Origin of the sequence: Nonomuraea sp. NPDC049400 (genome assembly GCF_044466425.1) — a bacterium.
In the GTDB taxonomy this organism is placed as follows: domain Bacteria; phylum Actinomycetota; class Actinomycetes; order Streptosporangiales; family Streptosporangiaceae; genus Nonomuraea.
Map to the genome: position 1 here is coordinate 83,651 of NZ_JBITMP010000035.1, position 14,297 is coordinate 97,947.

General features: G+C 71.3%; 17 protein-coding genes. 9 read left to right on the plus strand and 8 right to left on the minus strand.

All coding sequences use genetic code 11. The features are described 5' to 3' along the window. Nucleotides 1-195 precede the first annotated feature (195 nt). Nucleotides 196-699, plus strand: coding sequence for an SET domain-containing protein (locus tag ACIBVN_RS40420; protein WP_397145576.1), 504 nt, complete (start codon nt 196-198; stop codon nt 697-699). 16 nt (nt 700-715) lie between these two features. Here the strand turns inward: ACIBVN_RS40420 and ACIBVN_RS40425 are convergent, their stop codons facing one another. Continuing rightward, nucleotides 716-1,528: a patatin-like phospholipase family protein gene (locus ACIBVN_RS40425; protein ID WP_397145577.1), complete on the minus strand. Its 813-nt coding sequence runs from the start codon at nt 1,526-1,528 to the stop codon at nt 716-718. Nucleotides 1,529-1,640: 112 nt separating this feature from the next. On the opposite strand from ACIBVN_RS40425, the gene ACIBVN_RS40430 reads away from it, so the two are divergent. Both ACIBVN_RS40430 and ACIBVN_RS40435 read left to right on the plus strand, forming a co-directional pair. After that, a complete protein-coding gene (locus tag ACIBVN_RS40430) occupies nt 1,641-2,090 on the plus strand; it encodes a GbsR/MarR family transcriptional regulator (RefSeq protein ID WP_397145578.1) in 450 nt (149 codons plus the stop codon). Then, nucleotides 2,083-2,436, plus strand: coding sequence for an FAD-dependent monooxygenase (locus ACIBVN_RS40435; protein WP_397145579.1), 354 nt, complete (start codon nt 2,083-2,085; stop codon nt 2,434-2,436). The genes ACIBVN_RS40430 and ACIBVN_RS40435 overlap by 8 nt, the downstream gene beginning before the upstream one ends. Before the next feature lie 9 nt (nt 2,437-2,445). Here the strand turns inward: ACIBVN_RS40435 and ACIBVN_RS40440 are convergent, their stop codons facing one another. Beyond that, nucleotides 2,446-2,943 (minus strand): FBP domain-containing protein, encoded by a 498-nt coding sequence (locus ACIBVN_RS40440; RefSeq protein WP_397145580.1) that lies wholly within the window; start codon nt 2,941-2,943, stop codon nt 2,446-2,448. Nucleotides 2,944-3,019: 76 nt separating this feature from the next. On the opposite strand from ACIBVN_RS40440, the gene ACIBVN_RS40445 reads away from it, so the two are divergent. The 3 genes from ACIBVN_RS40445 to ACIBVN_RS40455 are packed head-to-tail and all read left to right on the plus strand — an operon-like array spanning nt 3,020 to nt 5,346. Next, nucleotides 3,020-3,619, plus strand: coding sequence for a TetR/AcrR family transcriptional regulator (locus ACIBVN_RS40445; RefSeq protein WP_397145581.1), 600 nt, complete (start codon nt 3,020-3,022; stop codon nt 3,617-3,619). Next, nucleotides 3,616-4,041: an SRPBCC family protein gene (locus ACIBVN_RS40450; protein ID WP_397145582.1), complete on the plus strand. Its 426-nt coding sequence runs from the start codon at nt 3,616-3,618 to the stop codon at nt 4,039-4,041. Before ACIBVN_RS40445 ends, ACIBVN_RS40450 begins: the two co-directional genes overlap by 4 nt. A 51-nt stretch (nt 4,042-4,092) precedes the next feature. Next, nucleotides 4,093-5,346: a hypothetical protein gene (locus ACIBVN_RS40455; RefSeq protein WP_397145583.1), complete on the plus strand. Its 1,254-nt coding sequence runs from the start codon at nt 4,093-4,095 to the stop codon at nt 5,344-5,346. Between the two features lie 250 nt (nt 5,347-5,596). Here ACIBVN_RS40455 and ACIBVN_RS40460 read toward each other — a convergent pair whose 3' ends face one another. Next, entirely contained in the window at nt 5,597-6,022 is a 426-nt protein-coding gene (locus tag ACIBVN_RS40460; protein WP_397145584.1) for a DUF4267 domain-containing protein, read from the minus strand. Nucleotides 6,023-6,092: 70 nt separating this feature from the next. Further along, nucleotides 6,093-6,524 carry a hemerythrin domain-containing protein gene (locus ACIBVN_RS40465; protein WP_397145585.1) on the minus strand — a complete coding sequence of 144 codons (432 nt, stop codon included), beginning with the start codon at nt 6,522-6,524 and terminating at the stop codon, nt 6,093-6,095. A 105-nt stretch (nt 6,525-6,629) separates the two neighbouring features. Between ACIBVN_RS40465 and ACIBVN_RS40470 the strand changes: the two genes are divergently transcribed. Continuing rightward, nucleotides 6,630-9,857: a BTAD domain-containing putative transcriptional regulator gene (locus tag ACIBVN_RS40470; RefSeq protein WP_397145586.1), complete on the plus strand. Its 3,228-nt coding sequence runs from the start codon at nt 6,630-6,632 to the stop codon at nt 9,855-9,857. A gap of 65 nt (nt 9,858-9,922) precedes the next feature. Here the strand turns inward: ACIBVN_RS40470 and ACIBVN_RS40475 are convergent, their stop codons facing one another. Both ACIBVN_RS40475 and ACIBVN_RS40480 read right to left on the minus strand, forming a co-directional pair. Next, the gene (locus ACIBVN_RS40475) at nt 9,923-10,057 is read right to left on the minus strand and encodes a hypothetical protein (protein WP_397145587.1); all 135 of its coding nucleotides are present in this window, start codon (nt 10,055-10,057) and stop codon (nt 9,923-9,925) included. Between the two features lie 82 nt (nt 10,058-10,139). Next, nucleotides 10,140-10,364 (minus strand): hypothetical protein, encoded by a 225-nt coding sequence (locus ACIBVN_RS40480; RefSeq protein WP_397145588.1) that lies wholly within the window; start codon nt 10,362-10,364, stop codon nt 10,140-10,142. Nucleotides 10,365-11,093: 729 nt separating this feature from the next. On the opposite strand from ACIBVN_RS40480, the gene ACIBVN_RS40485 reads away from it, so the two are divergent. After that, nucleotides 11,094-11,501 (plus strand): MerR family transcriptional regulator, encoded by a 408-nt coding sequence (locus ACIBVN_RS40485; RefSeq protein WP_397145589.1) that lies wholly within the window; start codon nt 11,094-11,096, stop codon nt 11,499-11,501. A gap of 253 nt (nt 11,502-11,754) precedes the next feature. On the opposite strand, the gene ACIBVN_RS40490 is transcribed toward ACIBVN_RS40485, so the two are convergent. Together ACIBVN_RS40490 and ACIBVN_RS40495 are read right to left on the minus strand one after the other, a co-directional pair. Further along, a complete protein-coding gene (locus tag ACIBVN_RS40490) occupies nt 11,755-12,417 on the minus strand; it encodes a recombinase family protein (RefSeq protein ID WP_397145590.1) in 663 nt (220 codons plus the stop codon). Between the two features lie 202 nt (nt 12,418-12,619). Further along, nucleotides 12,620-12,943 (minus strand): YnfA family protein, encoded by a 324-nt coding sequence (locus ACIBVN_RS40495; protein ID WP_397145591.1) that lies wholly within the window; start codon nt 12,941-12,943, stop codon nt 12,620-12,622. A 5-nt stretch (nt 12,944-12,948) separates the two neighbouring features. On the opposite strand from ACIBVN_RS40495, the gene ACIBVN_RS40500 reads away from it, so the two are divergent. Continuing rightward, nucleotides 12,949-13,869, plus strand: a complete 921-nt coding sequence (locus tag ACIBVN_RS40500; RefSeq protein ID WP_397145592.1) for a serine protein kinase RIO — start codon at nt 12,949-12,951, stop codon at nt 13,867-13,869. The last annotated feature ends 428 nt before the right edge of the window (nt 13,870-14,297 follow it).

Below are 14,297 nucleotides of genomic sequence, written 5' to 3' on the forward strand. Positions count from 1 at the left end.
CGTGGCCCACCTTGACCCGCTGGGTCTTGGTGAACGATGAGGTCCATGCCGGTCACGCTAGTCGCGGCCCGCTGAGCGGCGCTTCTTGATTCCTGACCGGTCCGGTCACCCGCTTGGCCACAATGTCAGCAGGCTCGCGGCTTCCACGACAAGACCACCTCACGACCACACCCACCGAACAAGAGAGGAAGCCCCATGCCGAGCCGGACATACGAGGCTGAATGCTGGCTCACCCCAAGCGCTCAGCCCCAGCTCTCCCCCATCCACGGCACCGGACTGTTCGCCATCAAGCACATCCGCCAAGACGAGGTCGTGATGCGGCTCGGCGGACGCGTCATCAGCGATGAGGCCCTGGCCCGCCTCACACCGCCCTACAGCAGCCTCACCGTCGAAGAAGGCATCCACCTGCTGGTCGATCCCGCTCACCCGGTGCGCTACGGCAACCACTCCTGCGACCCCAGCCTCTGGCACCGCGACGCGACAACGGTGACCGCTCGACGCGACATCAGCCCAGGCGAGGAACTCACCATCGACTACGCCACGCACACCGGCGTCGAAGCCTGGTCGATGACCTGCCGTTGCGACACGCCTTTGTGCCGTCGCGTCGTCACCGGCAACGACTGGCGACTGTCACGACTGCAGGCCGCCTACGGCACCCACTGGAGCCCGCCCCTGCTCGAACGCATCATCTCCCGGTGACAGGCCACGCCGCCCGTCACCGCACCCAGACAGGCTCGATGAGCTTGGCGGCCTCGGGCGCCTGCCGTACGCCTGCCTGGTGGACCGGCGACCAAGCGGCACGGTTGCTGAGATCGACGCCGAGGGCTAGCTGGGCCGCCGGATCAGGCGCGAGCCGAACCGCCGCGCCGTGCGCTGGCGTGTCCGCGCGGAACAGGTGGGCCAGCGGTTCGACGACGATCGCCGCCCCTGCGCCCTCGGCGAGGTCGGCGTTGGTACCCGACCGGAGCGCACCGTCCATGTAGCGCCGGCCGTTGATCGTGATCGGCGGGGCGCTGCCGGGGAAGGCGGAACTCGAAGCCACCGCCGCCACCAGCGCCACGCCGCTGGATGCGGTCCACACCAGCGGCTCGCCGGTTTCGACGTCCACCGCGGGGATCATAAGCCTCCTGTCCTCGGGCCACTCGCGGCCCCCGATCAGGAATTCCATCCGCGCCAGGTACGCCTCCTCGGCACCGGTCTCGGCAGCCAGCGCGAGCCTGCCGACGCGGCGCAGGGCCGCAGCCGGTTCCAGCGCGGAGTCGTTGAGGATGGCGAACGCCTGCCCCAGCCGCTCGTGATCCGTCTTGACCGCCGGCTCGCCCTCCGGGTCGGGAAGCACCGCGAGCCGTTCCAGGTCCCGCCCCGCTGCCAGCGCCGCACCGACGATCGCCCCCGCCGACGTGCCGGCGATCAGATCGGCCTTCGCAAGGTCGAGTCCCTCGCGCCGCAACCCGGCGACCAGTCCGGCCATCCAGGCCGTCCCCAGCATCCCGCCAGGCCCGAGCACTACCGCTGTCTCTCGGCTCATGGCCATCAGCCTGCAGCATCAAGTCAGCTTGAGGTCAACATCGCCTCGAACGCCGGATGCTGTCTTATGCTAGTTCCAACTAGCATAAGACAGCGCAACTGGAGGCCAGGCGGTGGCGGAGCATGACGAACTGCGCGCATGGGTCGAAGAGGTGGCCACGTTCTTCGCCGAGCAGTACGGACACCCACCCATCTCCGGCCGGATCCTGGGCTGGTTGATGGTGTGCGACCCGCCCGAGCAGTCCGCCACGCAGATCGCCGAGGCGATCGGCGCCAGCCGCGCCTCCCTGACCACCAACCTCAACCTGCTCACCGCCTCCGGCCTGGTACGCCGCCGAGCCGGGCAGGGCGAGCGCACCACGTACTTCCGGGTCGACGACGACGCCTGGCCGGAGGTGATCAAGCGGCGGATCGCCACCCTGGCCTCGTTCGCCGACGTCGCGCAGAAAGGCATGGACATGTTCGAGCCCGGCAGCGCCCGCGCGGGCCGGCTGCGGGCGGCGCGCGAGACGTTCGCGTGGATGGCCAGGGCGTTCCAGCGGAACGAGGAGCGCGATGTCTGAGGGGTCGGCGGTCGTCGCCCTGCCGGCCTACGTCCGCGGCCGGGTCGTCCTGCTGGGCGACGCCGCGCACGCCGCCACGCTCGGCATGGGCCAGGGCGCGTGCCAGGCGATCGAGGACGCGGTCACGCTCGCGGCGACCACGGACGACCTGGCCGCCTACGACCGGGCCAGGCTCGGCCGCACCCACCGGGTCGCCTCGATGGCCGGCAGGAAGGGCATGATCGCGGTGTCGCGGTCCAAGCTTGTCCACCGGCTGCAGGTCATGGGCATGCGCCGGGCGCCCGCCTCGCTCGTACGCAGGCAGAGCGGCAAGCCGTGGGACTGGACGCCACCCGCCCCCGCCTGAACGGGGCGCTCACCCGACCACCCTGTCCAGGAAGGACGACAGGTTGGCCCGGGTGCGGGCGACCTTCTCCGCCGGGGTGAGGGACTCATCGACGACCCCGTCCCCCGCGGCCTCCTTCTTGCCGCGCACGTACAGGGAACAGTCCAGGTCGGTGCAGAGATACTGCCCGACCGAGTTGCCCTGGCGGCCCGCCTCGCCGGTCCGGCGCGCGGTCATCAGCGCCACGCCGCCGCTGGTGTGCGTGGTCAGGCACAGCGAGCACATGCTGCGCGAGGTGAAACCTCGCGACGCACCCGATGTCACCCGGAGCGCGATCCCGACGAGGCCGCCGCCGTGTTCGGCCACCAGGTAGGCGCGTTCGGGCGCGCCTGGATCTCGCCACCCGAGGAAGTCGAGGTCCTCCCAGGAGCTGTCGGTGAAGTCCCTGGGAAGGTTGAGACGCTTGGTCTCCCCCTTGGAGCAGTTGACGAACGACGTGCGGATATCGCGCTCAGTGACTGATCTCATGAGCAGGGAGGCTACTCATCCTTAAAGGTATTATGCAAACAGTTAAAGCCTGTAAGTTTGCGGGAGAGGACGACCGATGGCACGTGCGGGCCTGACCGCGGAGCGCCTGACCCGGGCGGCGGCCGACCTGGCCGACGAGATCGGATTCGAGAACGTGACCGTCTCGGCGCTCGCGCGCGGATTCGGCGTCAAGCCCGCCGCCCTGTACGCACACATCAAGGACGCACAGGACCTGCGGGTACGAGTGGCCGAGCTGGCCCTGACCGAGCTCGCCGACCGGGCCGCCGCCGCGCTGGCCGGCCGTGCGGGCAAGGACGCGCTGGTGGCCTTCGCCAACGTCTACCGGGACTACGCCAAGGAGCATCCGGGCAGGTACACCGCGGCGCAGATCGAGCTCGACCCGCAGACGGCGGCCACCGTCGCGGCAGGCCGCCACGCGGAGATGACCCGGGCGATTCTGCGCGGATATGACCTGCCGGACCCCGACCAGACCGACGCGGTACGGCTGCTGGGCAGCACCTTCCACGGATATGTGTCCCTGGAGACGACGGGCCGGTTCGGCCGCCACCCGCGCGACGTGGACGCCTCATGGTCCAGGACCCTGGACGCGCTCGACGTCCTGCTCAGACACTGGCCGCCGGCCGCTCCGGGCCCGCACCCCGGGGAGTCCCGATGAGACCCGTGTACGTGGCCGCCGCCGTCCACGTGCCGGCGCCGCCGGAGCAGGTGTTCGCGACGATCACCGACTGGGAGCGGCACCGGGAGTGGATGTTCATGACCGATGCCCGGCAGGTGGGCGAGCACGCCGTCGAGGCCTACACCGGGGTGAGGCCGTTCGGGTTCCTGGACACGATGACGATCACCCACTGGGAGCCGCCGTCGCTGGTGCGGGTCACCCACACCGGCCGCGTCGTGCGCGGCGAGGGCGTCATCCGGGTACGGGCGCAGGACGGCGGCAGCCGCGTCGTCTGGGCCGAACGGCTGCAGTTGCCCCTCGGGCCGCTGGGCCGGGCCCTGTGGCCGCTCATCCGTCCCGTCTTCGCCGCCCTCGTCCGCCACAGCCTGCGCAAACTGGCCACCCTGCGCCCCCGGACCTGACACCCCTCCCCCGCGGCGGAACCTCGACGGCGCGGGCGGTGTAGGCATGACATGGCTCCCTACACCAGACGCCAAGCGCTCCTCCTGTGCGGCGCCGCCGCCGTCCTGTCGGCCTGCGCCGCCGACGAGCGGCCCCAGCCTCCGCCCACGACGGCCCCACTGCCCGGGCGGCTGTTCGCCGACACCGCCGCCGGGCTGGCCGTCGCCGACCTGGCCGGCGGCACGGTCCGCGCCACCTACCCCGGCACGGTCGCCGAACCCCGCTGGGCCAGGCTCTACCAGCTGCGCGACGGCCAACTGCGCACCTACCAGGCCGGCAACGGCACCCTCATCGACGAGCTGCCGACGTCCGCTCTGCAGATCAAGGCCGTCTCCGCCGGCCTGGCCGCGCTCGGCCCGCCGCCGGGCCCGCGGACCCGTACCACGATCACCGTGGCCGGCGCCGGACGCCAGCGCACGCTCCACCTCGACGGCAACCTCGAACCGGAGGCCTTCTCCACCGACGGCAGCGCGATGTACGTCCTGGACCGCCTGCCCCCGCAGGCCCCCGACCGCTACCGGGTGCGCGTGTACGACCTGGACAACGGCACGATGGGCGCCCTGCTGACGCGCGACAAGCGGCAGATCCCGCCAGGGCGGGAGGAGGAGATGCACGGCCAGAGCCGCCAGGCCGTGCTCGACCCCGGACAGAACATCCTCTACACCCTCTACACCCACCAGGACGCCCACCTGCACACCCGGGACCTGGCCGCGGGCAAGGACCTCAGCCCAGGAGTGCACGCCTTCGTACACGTCCTGCACCTCGACCAGCGCTGGGCGTACTGCCTGGACCTGCCGGCCCCGTTCGGGCTCGGCCCGCCCGAGGCACACGCGCTGGCGGTGGACGGCACGCGGCTGTACGTGTTCGACGCCTCCACCGGACGCGTGGTCTCGGCCTCCACCCAGGACCTGACGATCACCCGGTCGGGGCTGCTGGCCAAGCTCCTGAGCCCGGCCCCGGCCTCCTCGCCGCTCCGGAACCCGGATGCCGGCGGCCCGGGTGAGGCGTTCGCGGTGGCGGGGGGCGGGCGGCTGTTCATGGCCGCGGGCAACCGGCTGCTGGCCGCCGACGGCGCCACCCTCGCGCCGCAGGCCGCCTGGGACCTGCCGGGGCAGACGCGCGGGCTGGCATACCTGGAAGGGGAGCTGCTGGCCGGGGCCGGCGAGCAGGTGCTGCGCCTGGAGCCGGGCACCGGCGCCCGCCTGGGCGCCATGACGATTCCGGGACTGCGCGCGCTCCGCCACGCCGAACGCACCGCCGGATGACCCCGCCGACACCGCCCGCGTGCTCCGCGCGGCCACCGCGATTCCACCCTTGCCCCGCTTCTGCCCGGTCACCGCCCGCAGCCGCCGGACACCGGCACGCGATCGCCGAGGAAGGCCGGTCTTACGAGAGGAAAACACCGTGCTCCGCCCTGACCGCGCTGTTCTGGTCCAGCTCGACCGGCTGCTGGATGGCGGGACGCTGCAAAGAGCTCCGGCCGCCGCCGCGTCGCCGACACGCGCCAAGGTGGCGTCAGGCGGGCTGCGGGGCGGGCGTCGCCGGAGCGGCCGCGACCTTGCGGGTCTCGCGCATCATCAGCAGGCCGTTGACCACCATCAGCGTCGCGGTCAGGCCGTGGACGCCGAGCGCGGTGGCCACGGAGCCGTGGTGAGCCAGCACGGTGGTCATGTCGCCGTACGCGGCGAGGGCCTCCACCAGCAGCACCCAGCCCAGCGCCCGGCGGTGGCCCGTCACCAGCAGGATGCCCAGGACCAGGGCCAAGACGACGTCGCGGATTCCCTTGATGATCAGGAAGCCGCCGCCGTCGCCGGACGGCCAGCTCGGCAGGCCGAAGCCCGGTGCCGTCGTCTCCGGGCTCAGGATGAACTCCATCCCGAACCAGAGAATGAAGAGGATGAAGGCGGCGGCCAGGACGGTGTTGATCTTCTTCAGCGACATTGTTCTTCTCCTTGCGAGTCTTTGTGAGCTTCGTGGAGCTCGGGTGGGCTTGGGAGCCCTGTGGGTCTGGTCAGACGGCGCGGACGCGGCTGATGTGGCGGTCGTAGCGCGGGCGGCCGATGATGTGCCAGATGCCGCGTACCGGAGCGGCCAGGGCGGCCACGAGCGTGTCGCGCTCGTCCGCCCCGGCGGCGGCCTCCCACGCAGGGACCGCCGCGTCCAGCCTGGTCAGCGTGGCCGCGACGCGCTCGTGCTGGGCCTCCATGCGCAGCACGATGTCGGCCTCCAGATCGACCCGGGACAGCAGCGGCGGCCACAGCAGCTCGTCCTCGCCCTCGTGGTGGTTCTTCAGTCCCAGCCGGTAGTCGCGGAAGTGGTCGGCGATCACCTTGGCGCGAGCGGTGTCACCTGGGGCGACCGCCGCGACGAGCTCCATCAGCAGCCGCGACTCGCGGCGGAAGGCGCGGTGGACGATCTCCATGTCCTGGGTGTTGACGCTCATTTCGTTCCTGCCCTTCATCGGTTCGACGTGTTAAGGCTGCTCCCGGCGTTTGGAAGGCACTTGGAACCGATTTGGAACACCCGCGCGCTTAGGATGTTCCACGTCATGGTCTTGATCCGGGTTTTGGGCTCTTTCGGCGCTGAGGTCAACGGCGAGTCCGTCCCCCTGGGCGGGCCGCGGCAGCGCGGCGTCCTGGCCCTCCTGGTCGCGGCGCGCGGACAGGTCGTGTCGGTCGACCGGATGATCGAGGACCTCTGGCGCGGCGAGCCACCATCCCGTGCGCTGGCCTCCCTGCAGGCGTACGTCTCCAACCTGCGCCGGCTGCTGGAGCCCGGCCGCCCGCCCCGAACCCCGGCCCGCCTCCTGGTGAGCGCACCCCCCGGCTACGCGCTGCGGCTGCCGCCGGAGTCGGTGGACGGGTGGCGTTTCGAGGACCTGCTCGACGAGGCCCGCACGCTCACCGAGCCTCAGGCCGTCCGCGCCCGGCTGGCCGAGGCGCTGGGCCTATGGCAGGGACCCGCGTTCGCCGAGGTCGCCGACGAGCCGTGGGCCGCCGCCGAGACCGCCCGCCTGAACGAGCTGCGCCTGCTCGCCCGCGAGCTCCACGTCGCGGCGGGCCTGCGGACGGGCGACCCCGCCTCGGTGGTCCCCGAGGCCGAGCGCCTCACCCGCGACGAACCCCTGCGCGAAGAGGGCTGGCGCCTGCACGCCCTGGCGCTGTGGAGCAGCGCCCGCCAGGCCGACGCCCTGGCGACGCTCCGCCGCGCCCGCGCCACCTTCGCCGACGAACTCGGTCTCGACCCCGGCCCCGACCTGGTCTCCCTGGAAGAGGCGATCCTCGCCCAGCGCATCGACATCCTCCGCACGGCCGTCCCCCCACCTCCGGCGGCCACCAAACCCCCACACGCCAGGCCCTCGCACGACGCGACCCTGCATCGCGCTGTCTCATTCGTGGGGCGGGAGGGCGAGCTTGCCGCGCTGGTTTCGGCCGCGGGGGAGGCTGCCGCCGATGGGGCGCGCGTCGCTCTTGTCACTGGGGAAGCGGGGCTGGGCAAGTCGACGCTCTTGGAGCATCTCGGCGCGCAGTTGGAGCGCGACGGCTGGCTCGTCGCCGCCGGGCGTTGTCCGGAGGTCGACGGCGCGCCGCCCGCGTGGGCGTGGGTCGAGGCGCTGCGGGCCGTCGCCGCGACCGTTCCTCCGGGGGAGTTCGCGGAAGACCTGGCGCCGCTGCTCTCCGACTCCATACCGGTGGACGGCGACGCCGCCGCCGGGCGGTTCCGCCTGCGCCGGGCCGTGTGGGGCTGGCTCGCGGCGGCCGCCACGGAACGGCCGGTCGCCGTCGTGCTGGACGACCTGCACTGGGCGGACACGACCACGCTGGGGCTGCTCGGCGGCGGCGTCGGCGTGCGGGCCCCGATCCTGGTCGTCGCGGCGTACCGCCCGGACGAGAGCGAGCACCTCACCGAGACGCTGGGTGCGCTCGCCCGCACCGCGCCGCTCCGGATCGCGCTGCCCGGGCTCGACGGCGCGGCGGTGGCCGAGCTCGTACGGGCCGAAAGCGAGGCCGACGACGCGACGGTGGCGGGGATCGCCGAGCGCACCGGCGGCAACCCGTTCTACGTGCGGGAGAGCGCGCGGCTGCTGAACGGCGAGGGTGCGCTGGTCGCGCTCTCCGAGGTCCCCGAGGGCGTACGGGACGTGCTGCGGCGCCGGCTGGCAAGGCTCCCCGAGAGCAGCGTGTCCGTCCTGCGGCTGGCGGCGGTGGCCGGCAGGGAAAGTTCGGTGGACGTGCTCGTGCAGGCCGCCGACTCCGACGGGGACGGCGTGCTGGACGCGCTGGACGCGGGCGTCATCGCCGGGTTGCTCGACGAGCCGGGGCCCGGGCGCGTCCGGTTCGTTCACGCGCTGGTCAGGGACACGCTGGTCGCCGACGTCAGCCGGTTGCGGGCCGCAAGGATGCACGCCCGGATCGCCGCCGCCCTGGAGGGCACTGGCGACGTCGCGGCGCTCGCCCATCACTATGCGCGAGCGGGATCGCCGAAGGCCGTCGGCTATTGCGTGCGGGCCGCCGAACTGGCCGAGGCGCGCTACGCCCACGACGTGGCGGCTGCCCTCCTCACCGACGCGGTCGCCAACTCCAGCGAACCGGACGAGCGCGTCGGCCTGCTCGGCAGGCTGCTCCGGGCGCAGATCAGGGCCGGGGCCGTCGCTGCGGCCAGGGACACGCGCGAGCAGGCCGTGGAGTACGCCGAGTCCATCGGCCGCGACGACCTGATGATCGCCGCGTTCACCGCCTGGACCGAGCCCACCCCCTGGCAGGCCCGCACGTACGGCACGGTCGACCGTCCCATCGTCGGCCGCCTCAGCCGCCTGCTCAAGCGGACCGATCTTGCCCCCGACGTGCGGTCCCGCCTCCTCATCGCGTACGCCAACGAGCTGGTGGGCGAGGACGATCCGACGGTCATGGCGGCGGCGCGGGAAGCCCTCGACCTCGCCACCGATCCCCGCCTCAGGGCCGCAGCGCTCCTGGTCCTCGCCAGCGACATCGGGCGGGAGGAGTACTCCCGCGAGCTGGTGGAGATCGGCGTCGAGCACGACCTGCCCGTCTACCGCGTGACCGGGCTGCTCAGCCAGGCCGCGAACGCCGCTGCGGCCAACGACCCGGCGACGATGCGCCGCGTGACTGGGGAGGCGCTCGACCTCGCCCGCGCCTACCGGATGCCGGAGGCGATCGGCGCCGTCGAGATCGCGCTGGCGACCCTGGTGCTCATCGAGGGCCGGTTCGCCGACGCCGAGCGCCTCTACGTCGAGGCCACCGAACGCATGGAACGCGCCGGATCGGTACACGTCGGCTTCCTCCCCCTCGCGCTGGCGGCGATCTGGCTGAACGACGGCACGCTCGGCGACCACCTGGACGACGTGCGCGCTCTCCACGAGGCGCTCGGCCCGATGGTCGCCGACCTGCTCGCGCTCGCCCTCCACGCCGCCGGCCGCAGCGACGAGGCACGCCGGGCCCGCACGTCACCGAGCCCGATCCGGCCCGACTTCTTCTTCACCTTCCTGACCACTCTGCGCGCCATGGTCGTCATCGCACTGAACGACACCGGCGCCGCTGAGGAGTGCTACGCGGCCCTGCTCCCCCATCGCGACGGTCCTCCGGCCGGCGCCACCAGCCTGTCGCTGGCCGTGCGCCCGGTCGCCCACACGCTCGGCGAGCTGGCGCTGCTGCTCGGCCGCGACGACGAGGCCGCCGCCCACTTCGCCCGGGCCGCCGCCATCGCCGACCACTGGAACGCCCCCCACTGGTCCGCCCCAGCTCGCACACACCTCTGACCAGCCCAGCCCGGACGGAAGATTCACAAACCTTGGCGCTGCCCTCGGGGCCGGGGGCTGTTCCGTCAGGGATGGCGGCCAGGCGCGACAGCGGGTGCGCGGCCTTCATTCGGCTCGACCAGCCGCTCGCCGGTGCCGGGGTGGCAGCCGTCCATCAGCGCCCGGGCGGCACGGTCACGCCCGTCACGGGTGGCCGTCATAAACGGCCACCGTCAACGTTCCGGGGCGCCGCAGGTATTCGGGGATGGACGTCTCCAGCCGGACCCTGATCGTTGTCGTCTTCTAGCTGCCCGGCCGTTTGCCCAAGTGGAGGAACCCGGACCCGCGGCCGGTCGGCGGGGCGGAGCAGTTGTCGGAGCCCTTGACCGGGCGCCCGTTCACCCACAGCTTGTGGCTGAGCCGCTCGGCGAGACCGTCCCCGCAGTAGGTGACGATGGCCAGGCCGCGGCCCCTGTTCGGCACGGTGAGCGTCACCTCGCGGGTGCCGGGCCAGGTGGCGCTGCCCATGGTGACCAGCCTGAGGTCCTCCCCGATCTTCGCGAGCCGCGACCTCCAGCCCGTCTCCTGTGCCCTTGATGGTCGCCGTTGCCCCGTCGTGGTCCTGGTCGTGCTCGCCCATCGCCCATCACCTCACCCCCGGATCTGCCCGCTTTCACGTCGATCATGTGGCATGGCGGCGGGTTCTTACCTCAAGAGCGAAAGAAAATCTGTAGTCGCCACGGTAGACATTCGCGCTGTGGGCGGCTAGAGTTCCTGACATCGCAAGGGACGGATCCACGAGGGCAGCGCAGCACGAGCACCACGATGGGGCTGCCCGGACGGACGTGGACAGCAGTACAGAACACAGCAGTACAGAACGAGGTAGAGGGCAGAAGGTCGGACTGCCGCGGCCAGTGTGGTTGAGCAAGAGGGCCGGGGCGGTGGACGCGCTGCCGCTTGCAGGAAGTCGGCGCCAGCGGTCGGGGTGCCGAGGTACGGATAACTGGAAGGGAGTGTTGAACGCCATCAGGATCGCCCGTCGCCGGCCGCATGTCGCCGCACGGGTACCGCAGCTCCACGAACAGGACGGTGGTCTACGGTCACGCTTACGCGATCCCCGCACCCCCGCATCGGGCGGCTGGTGCGGCATATGTGAACCGCCCCTGCAGCACGCAGGCAGGGCCGGTCGATGGTGTTAACCTCTGGGCCCCGGCGCACCATGGCGCCGGGGCCCCTGTTCGCATTCAGGAAGGTTGAATGGATCAAACACCTCAGGCAACGGTCACCGCCTCCAGGCGGGAGCAGCCCCGCCCCACCGGCGCTCACCCGGCCGATCACCCGGTCCAGGCGGTCGAAGCGGCCGGCACTCTCGGGCAGCGGCTCGATGACGAGGACTATCCCGCCTACAGCATGGGCCGGGCCGCCGAGATCCTCGGCGTCACCCCGGCGTTCCTGCGCAGCCTCGGCGCCGCCAAGCTGATCGAGCCGCTACGCAGCGAGGGCGGGCACCGCCGATTCTCCCGCTACCAGCTGCGCCTGGCCGCCCGCGCCCGCGAACTCGTCGACGCTGGCACCCAGCTGGAAGCGGCCTGCCGCATCATCATCTTGGAAGACCAGCTCGCCGAGGCGCTGCGCATCAACGAAGAACTCCGCCAGCGCCACTGACCGCTTTCGGCCCCCGGCCACACCCGGGGGCATCAGGACCGGCCGCGCCCGAAACGCCGAGCAGCCCCACGACAGCGTGGCCCGCGCGGCGTCGGCCGTTGAAGCTGACCCGCCCTTCTCCGAGAAAGGCGTCCCGTCACCGAGGACCACGGCTCCCCCGAGCGCCGCCGGCGAGCTCGCCACCGGGAACGGCGGGGAACTGCGTCGGGCCCGCCGCCTCGAACTCGACCTCGTCGCCTGACTCACCCCGCGATCACGCCGACGAGCGAGGCAGGACGCTCCGGCCGGGCAGTAGGCCGGCCAGAGCGGTTCGCACGGCCGCCCGGCTCACCCCATGAGCCCGCGCCAGGGCCGCGATCGAAGTGCCCTCATCCTGGAAGGCTGCCCGCACGACCTCGCGCCGGTCGCCGTCCAGCGCTGGCGGCCGACCGCGGTAGCGTCCCTGCGCCTCGGCCGCACAGACGCCCTCGGCGGTCAGCTCGTTCTGCAGATCGCGCTGGAACTGTCCCACAGCGGTGATCACGTTGATGATCAGGTCAGTGGTGGCGTCGTTGGCGGCCAGGTCGTGGAAGTTCGACAACGGCCCGGACAGGACCCGAAGCACCACGGCGCGGGCCTGGCACCAGCTGCGGACGGCGTGGATGTCGACCAGATCGCGGCAGAGCCGAAACAGCTCCGACACCGTCAGGGTGTCACCGGGGTGGGCGGCGGCGGCGACCTTGGCGAACGCGGGCCGCTCCAGCGCGGGAATCTTGGAGGTGGTCGCCAGGTCCTCGAACAGCAGCACGCCCTCGGCCGGGTGAAACCCCTCGGCGACGCCCCCGCTGCGGATCAGGAGGCCGGCCTCGGTGAGGATGTGTCGCTGCCGCAGCCGAGACTGGGTCGCGGTGGACGCGCGGGAGTAGACGATCCGCACCGGCACTCCTCGGGGAAGGGACAGAACCCCCTTCTATCTGTCGGGAATGTCGTCAATCAGCGCTCGAAATCAGCCACCCGGAGCGAGGTTTCATCCCGTAGTGTCCTGTTTTCCGGGGCGTCGGGAGCCGGTCGAGCGGCCTGTCGGGAAAACCTTCTAATCCCGACACCCTTCCGGGCTCGAGTGAGTCACGGCCGGCGGCTCAGCCCCGCGGTGCGAACATGATCACCAGGACGCCGGCCAGGCAGACCAGCGCGCCGATGACATCCCAGCGATCGGGCCGGAATCTGTCGATGACCATGCCCCACGCCAGCGATCCGGCGACGAACACCCCACCGTAGGCATCGGGATCATGGCAGGAGCACGGTCCCAGCGCCGGTAAATACGTTGCGGGGTCCAGAACGGGCGGGGCATGCTGGGTCGATCGAGCGGCGGAGAGCGCTGCCTGGACTAAGGAGGGCTGACGAATGGCCATCACTGCGCTGCGGCATGTCCGCATCAGTCCCACCTCTTTGTTCAGGAGCACACCCGTTGTCTTCCGAGTACGAACCCTCTGATAGCTACTCCGACCTCCGCTCCCCCTGGTCCGAATTCACCGGTGACGAGTTCCAGCCAGATCCGGCCGCAGCCTTCGTCTTCGAGTTCCATTCGGTCGACGAGGAGCTGGGCCCGGATCAGCGGTGGTCCACCTGGCTGGAGGTCGAGCGCGGTTCTCGCGGCCCGGAACCACGCCCCTCGTGGGTTGTGACGGAACAGGCTGCGATCGACACCGAGCTCGGCGTCCTCAAAACCGGCAAGGAAGCCGACGTCTTCCTGCTCGAACGGGCCGTCGAAGCCATCGGCGACAACCCGGCGAAGTCCTCGCTGCTGGCCGCGAAACGGTACCGCACCGAGGAGCACCGGTCCTTTCACCGCAGCGCGTCGTACGTCGAAGGCCGCCGTACCCGCAACAGCCGCGACAGCCGGGCGATGGCGAAGAAGACCTCGCACGGCCGCAGTGTCGCGGCCGGTCAGTGGGCCTACGCCGAGTGGGACGCCCTCAACCGGTTGTGGAAGGCCGGCGTCCCGGTGCCGTATCCCGTGCAGGTGGACGGCACCGAGTTGCTGATGGAGTTCATCGACGACGGCGAGGGCGGTGCCGCGCCCCGGCTCGCCCAAGTCCGGCCGTCGAAAGAGCTGCTCGGTGTGAATTTCGAGCAGCTCCGCAACGGCATGCGTGAACTGGCCCGCGCGGGACTCGCGCACGGCGACCTTTCGCCGTACAACGTCCTCGCGCAGGACGAGCGGGTCGTGATGATCGACCTGCCCCAGGTCGTCGACATCGTCGGCAACCCGAAGGGCGTGGACTTCCTGATGCGCGACTGCCACAACATGGCCACCTGGTTCACGAACCGTGGGCTCGAGATCGACGAACAGGAGCTGTTTGCCGACCTGCTCACGATGGTGTTCTGATCGCCTTATGCACGACAACACACTCGGACACCGACAGGTCTATCCGGAACCTACAGCGGTGCGGCGAAGTCGGTGACGACCAGTGGCTGATCGAGACCGTGGGCGAGGGGCTGGTGGCAGCCTTTGGTCTGTACCTGGACGGTGCTGCCTGGATCACTCTCCTCCCGGCGAACTGATCAGTGCCCTGAAGGCCGCTGGCTCTCATTCCGGCTCGGGGCCTCGTCGGCTCCTCCTCAGTAGCTCTGCGCAGTGTTCCGATCTCGTCACGCTGAGATCACGTCACAGCGAAGCCCTTTACTACATGGCCTTGCCTTAGGCGAGTGGCTCCGTGGTATCCGGCCACGGAGCCTTCGCGAAAACCCGTTGGCGGACCATGGCGACCACTGCTAGCTTTCTGGAGGCCGTGCGAGAGAACGAGGAGGTGGTGC

What these genes read in the sequence shown, in the direction of transcription:
- ACIBVN_RS40420 (WP_397145576.1), top strand. Translation starts at nt 196, where the DNA reads ATGCCGAGCCGGACATACGAGGCTGAATGCTGGCTCACCCCAAGCGCT.
- ACIBVN_RS40425 (WP_397145577.1), bottom strand. Translation starts at nt 1,528, where the DNA reads ATGAGCCGAGAGACAGCGGTAGTGCTCGGGCCTGGCGGGATGCTGGGG.
- ACIBVN_RS40435 (WP_397145579.1), top strand. Translation starts at nt 2,083, where the DNA reads ATGTCTGAGGGGTCGGCGGTCGTCGCCCTGCCGGCCTACGTCCGCGGC.
- ACIBVN_RS40440 (WP_397145580.1), bottom strand. Translation starts at nt 2,943, where the DNA reads ATGAGATCAGTCACTGAGCGCGATATCCGCACGTCGTTCGTCAACTGC.
- ACIBVN_RS40445 (WP_397145581.1), top strand. Translation starts at nt 3,020, where the DNA reads ATGGCACGTGCGGGCCTGACCGCGGAGCGCCTGACCCGGGCGGCGGCC.
- ACIBVN_RS40450 (WP_397145582.1), top strand. Translation starts at nt 3,616, where the DNA reads ATGAGACCCGTGTACGTGGCCGCCGCCGTCCACGTGCCGGCGCCGCCG.
- ACIBVN_RS40455 (WP_397145583.1), top strand. Translation starts at nt 4,093, where the DNA reads ATGGCTCCCTACACCAGACGCCAAGCGCTCCTCCTGTGCGGCGCCGCC.
- ACIBVN_RS40460 (WP_397145584.1), bottom strand. Translation starts at nt 6,022, where the DNA reads ATGTCGCTGAAGAAGATCAACACCGTCCTGGCCGCCGCCTTCATCCTC.
- ACIBVN_RS40465 (WP_397145585.1), bottom strand. Translation starts at nt 6,524, where the DNA reads ATGAGCGTCAACACCCAGGACATGGAGATCGTCCACCGCGCCTTCCGC.
- ACIBVN_RS40470 (WP_397145586.1), top strand. Translation starts at nt 6,630, where the DNA reads ATGGTCTTGATCCGGGTTTTGGGCTCTTTCGGCGCTGAGGTCAACGGC.
- ACIBVN_RS40475 (WP_397145587.1), bottom strand. Translation starts at nt 10,057, where the DNA reads ATGACGGCCACCCGTGACGGGCGTGACCGTGCCGCCCGGGCGCTGATG.
- ACIBVN_RS40480 (WP_397145588.1), bottom strand. Translation starts at nt 10,364, where the DNA reads ATGGGCAGCGCCACCTGGCCCGGCACCCGCGAGGTGACGCTCACCGTG.
- ACIBVN_RS40485 (WP_397145589.1), top strand. Translation starts at nt 11,094, where the DNA reads ATGGATCAAACACCTCAGGCAACGGTCACCGCCTCCAGGCGGGAGCAG.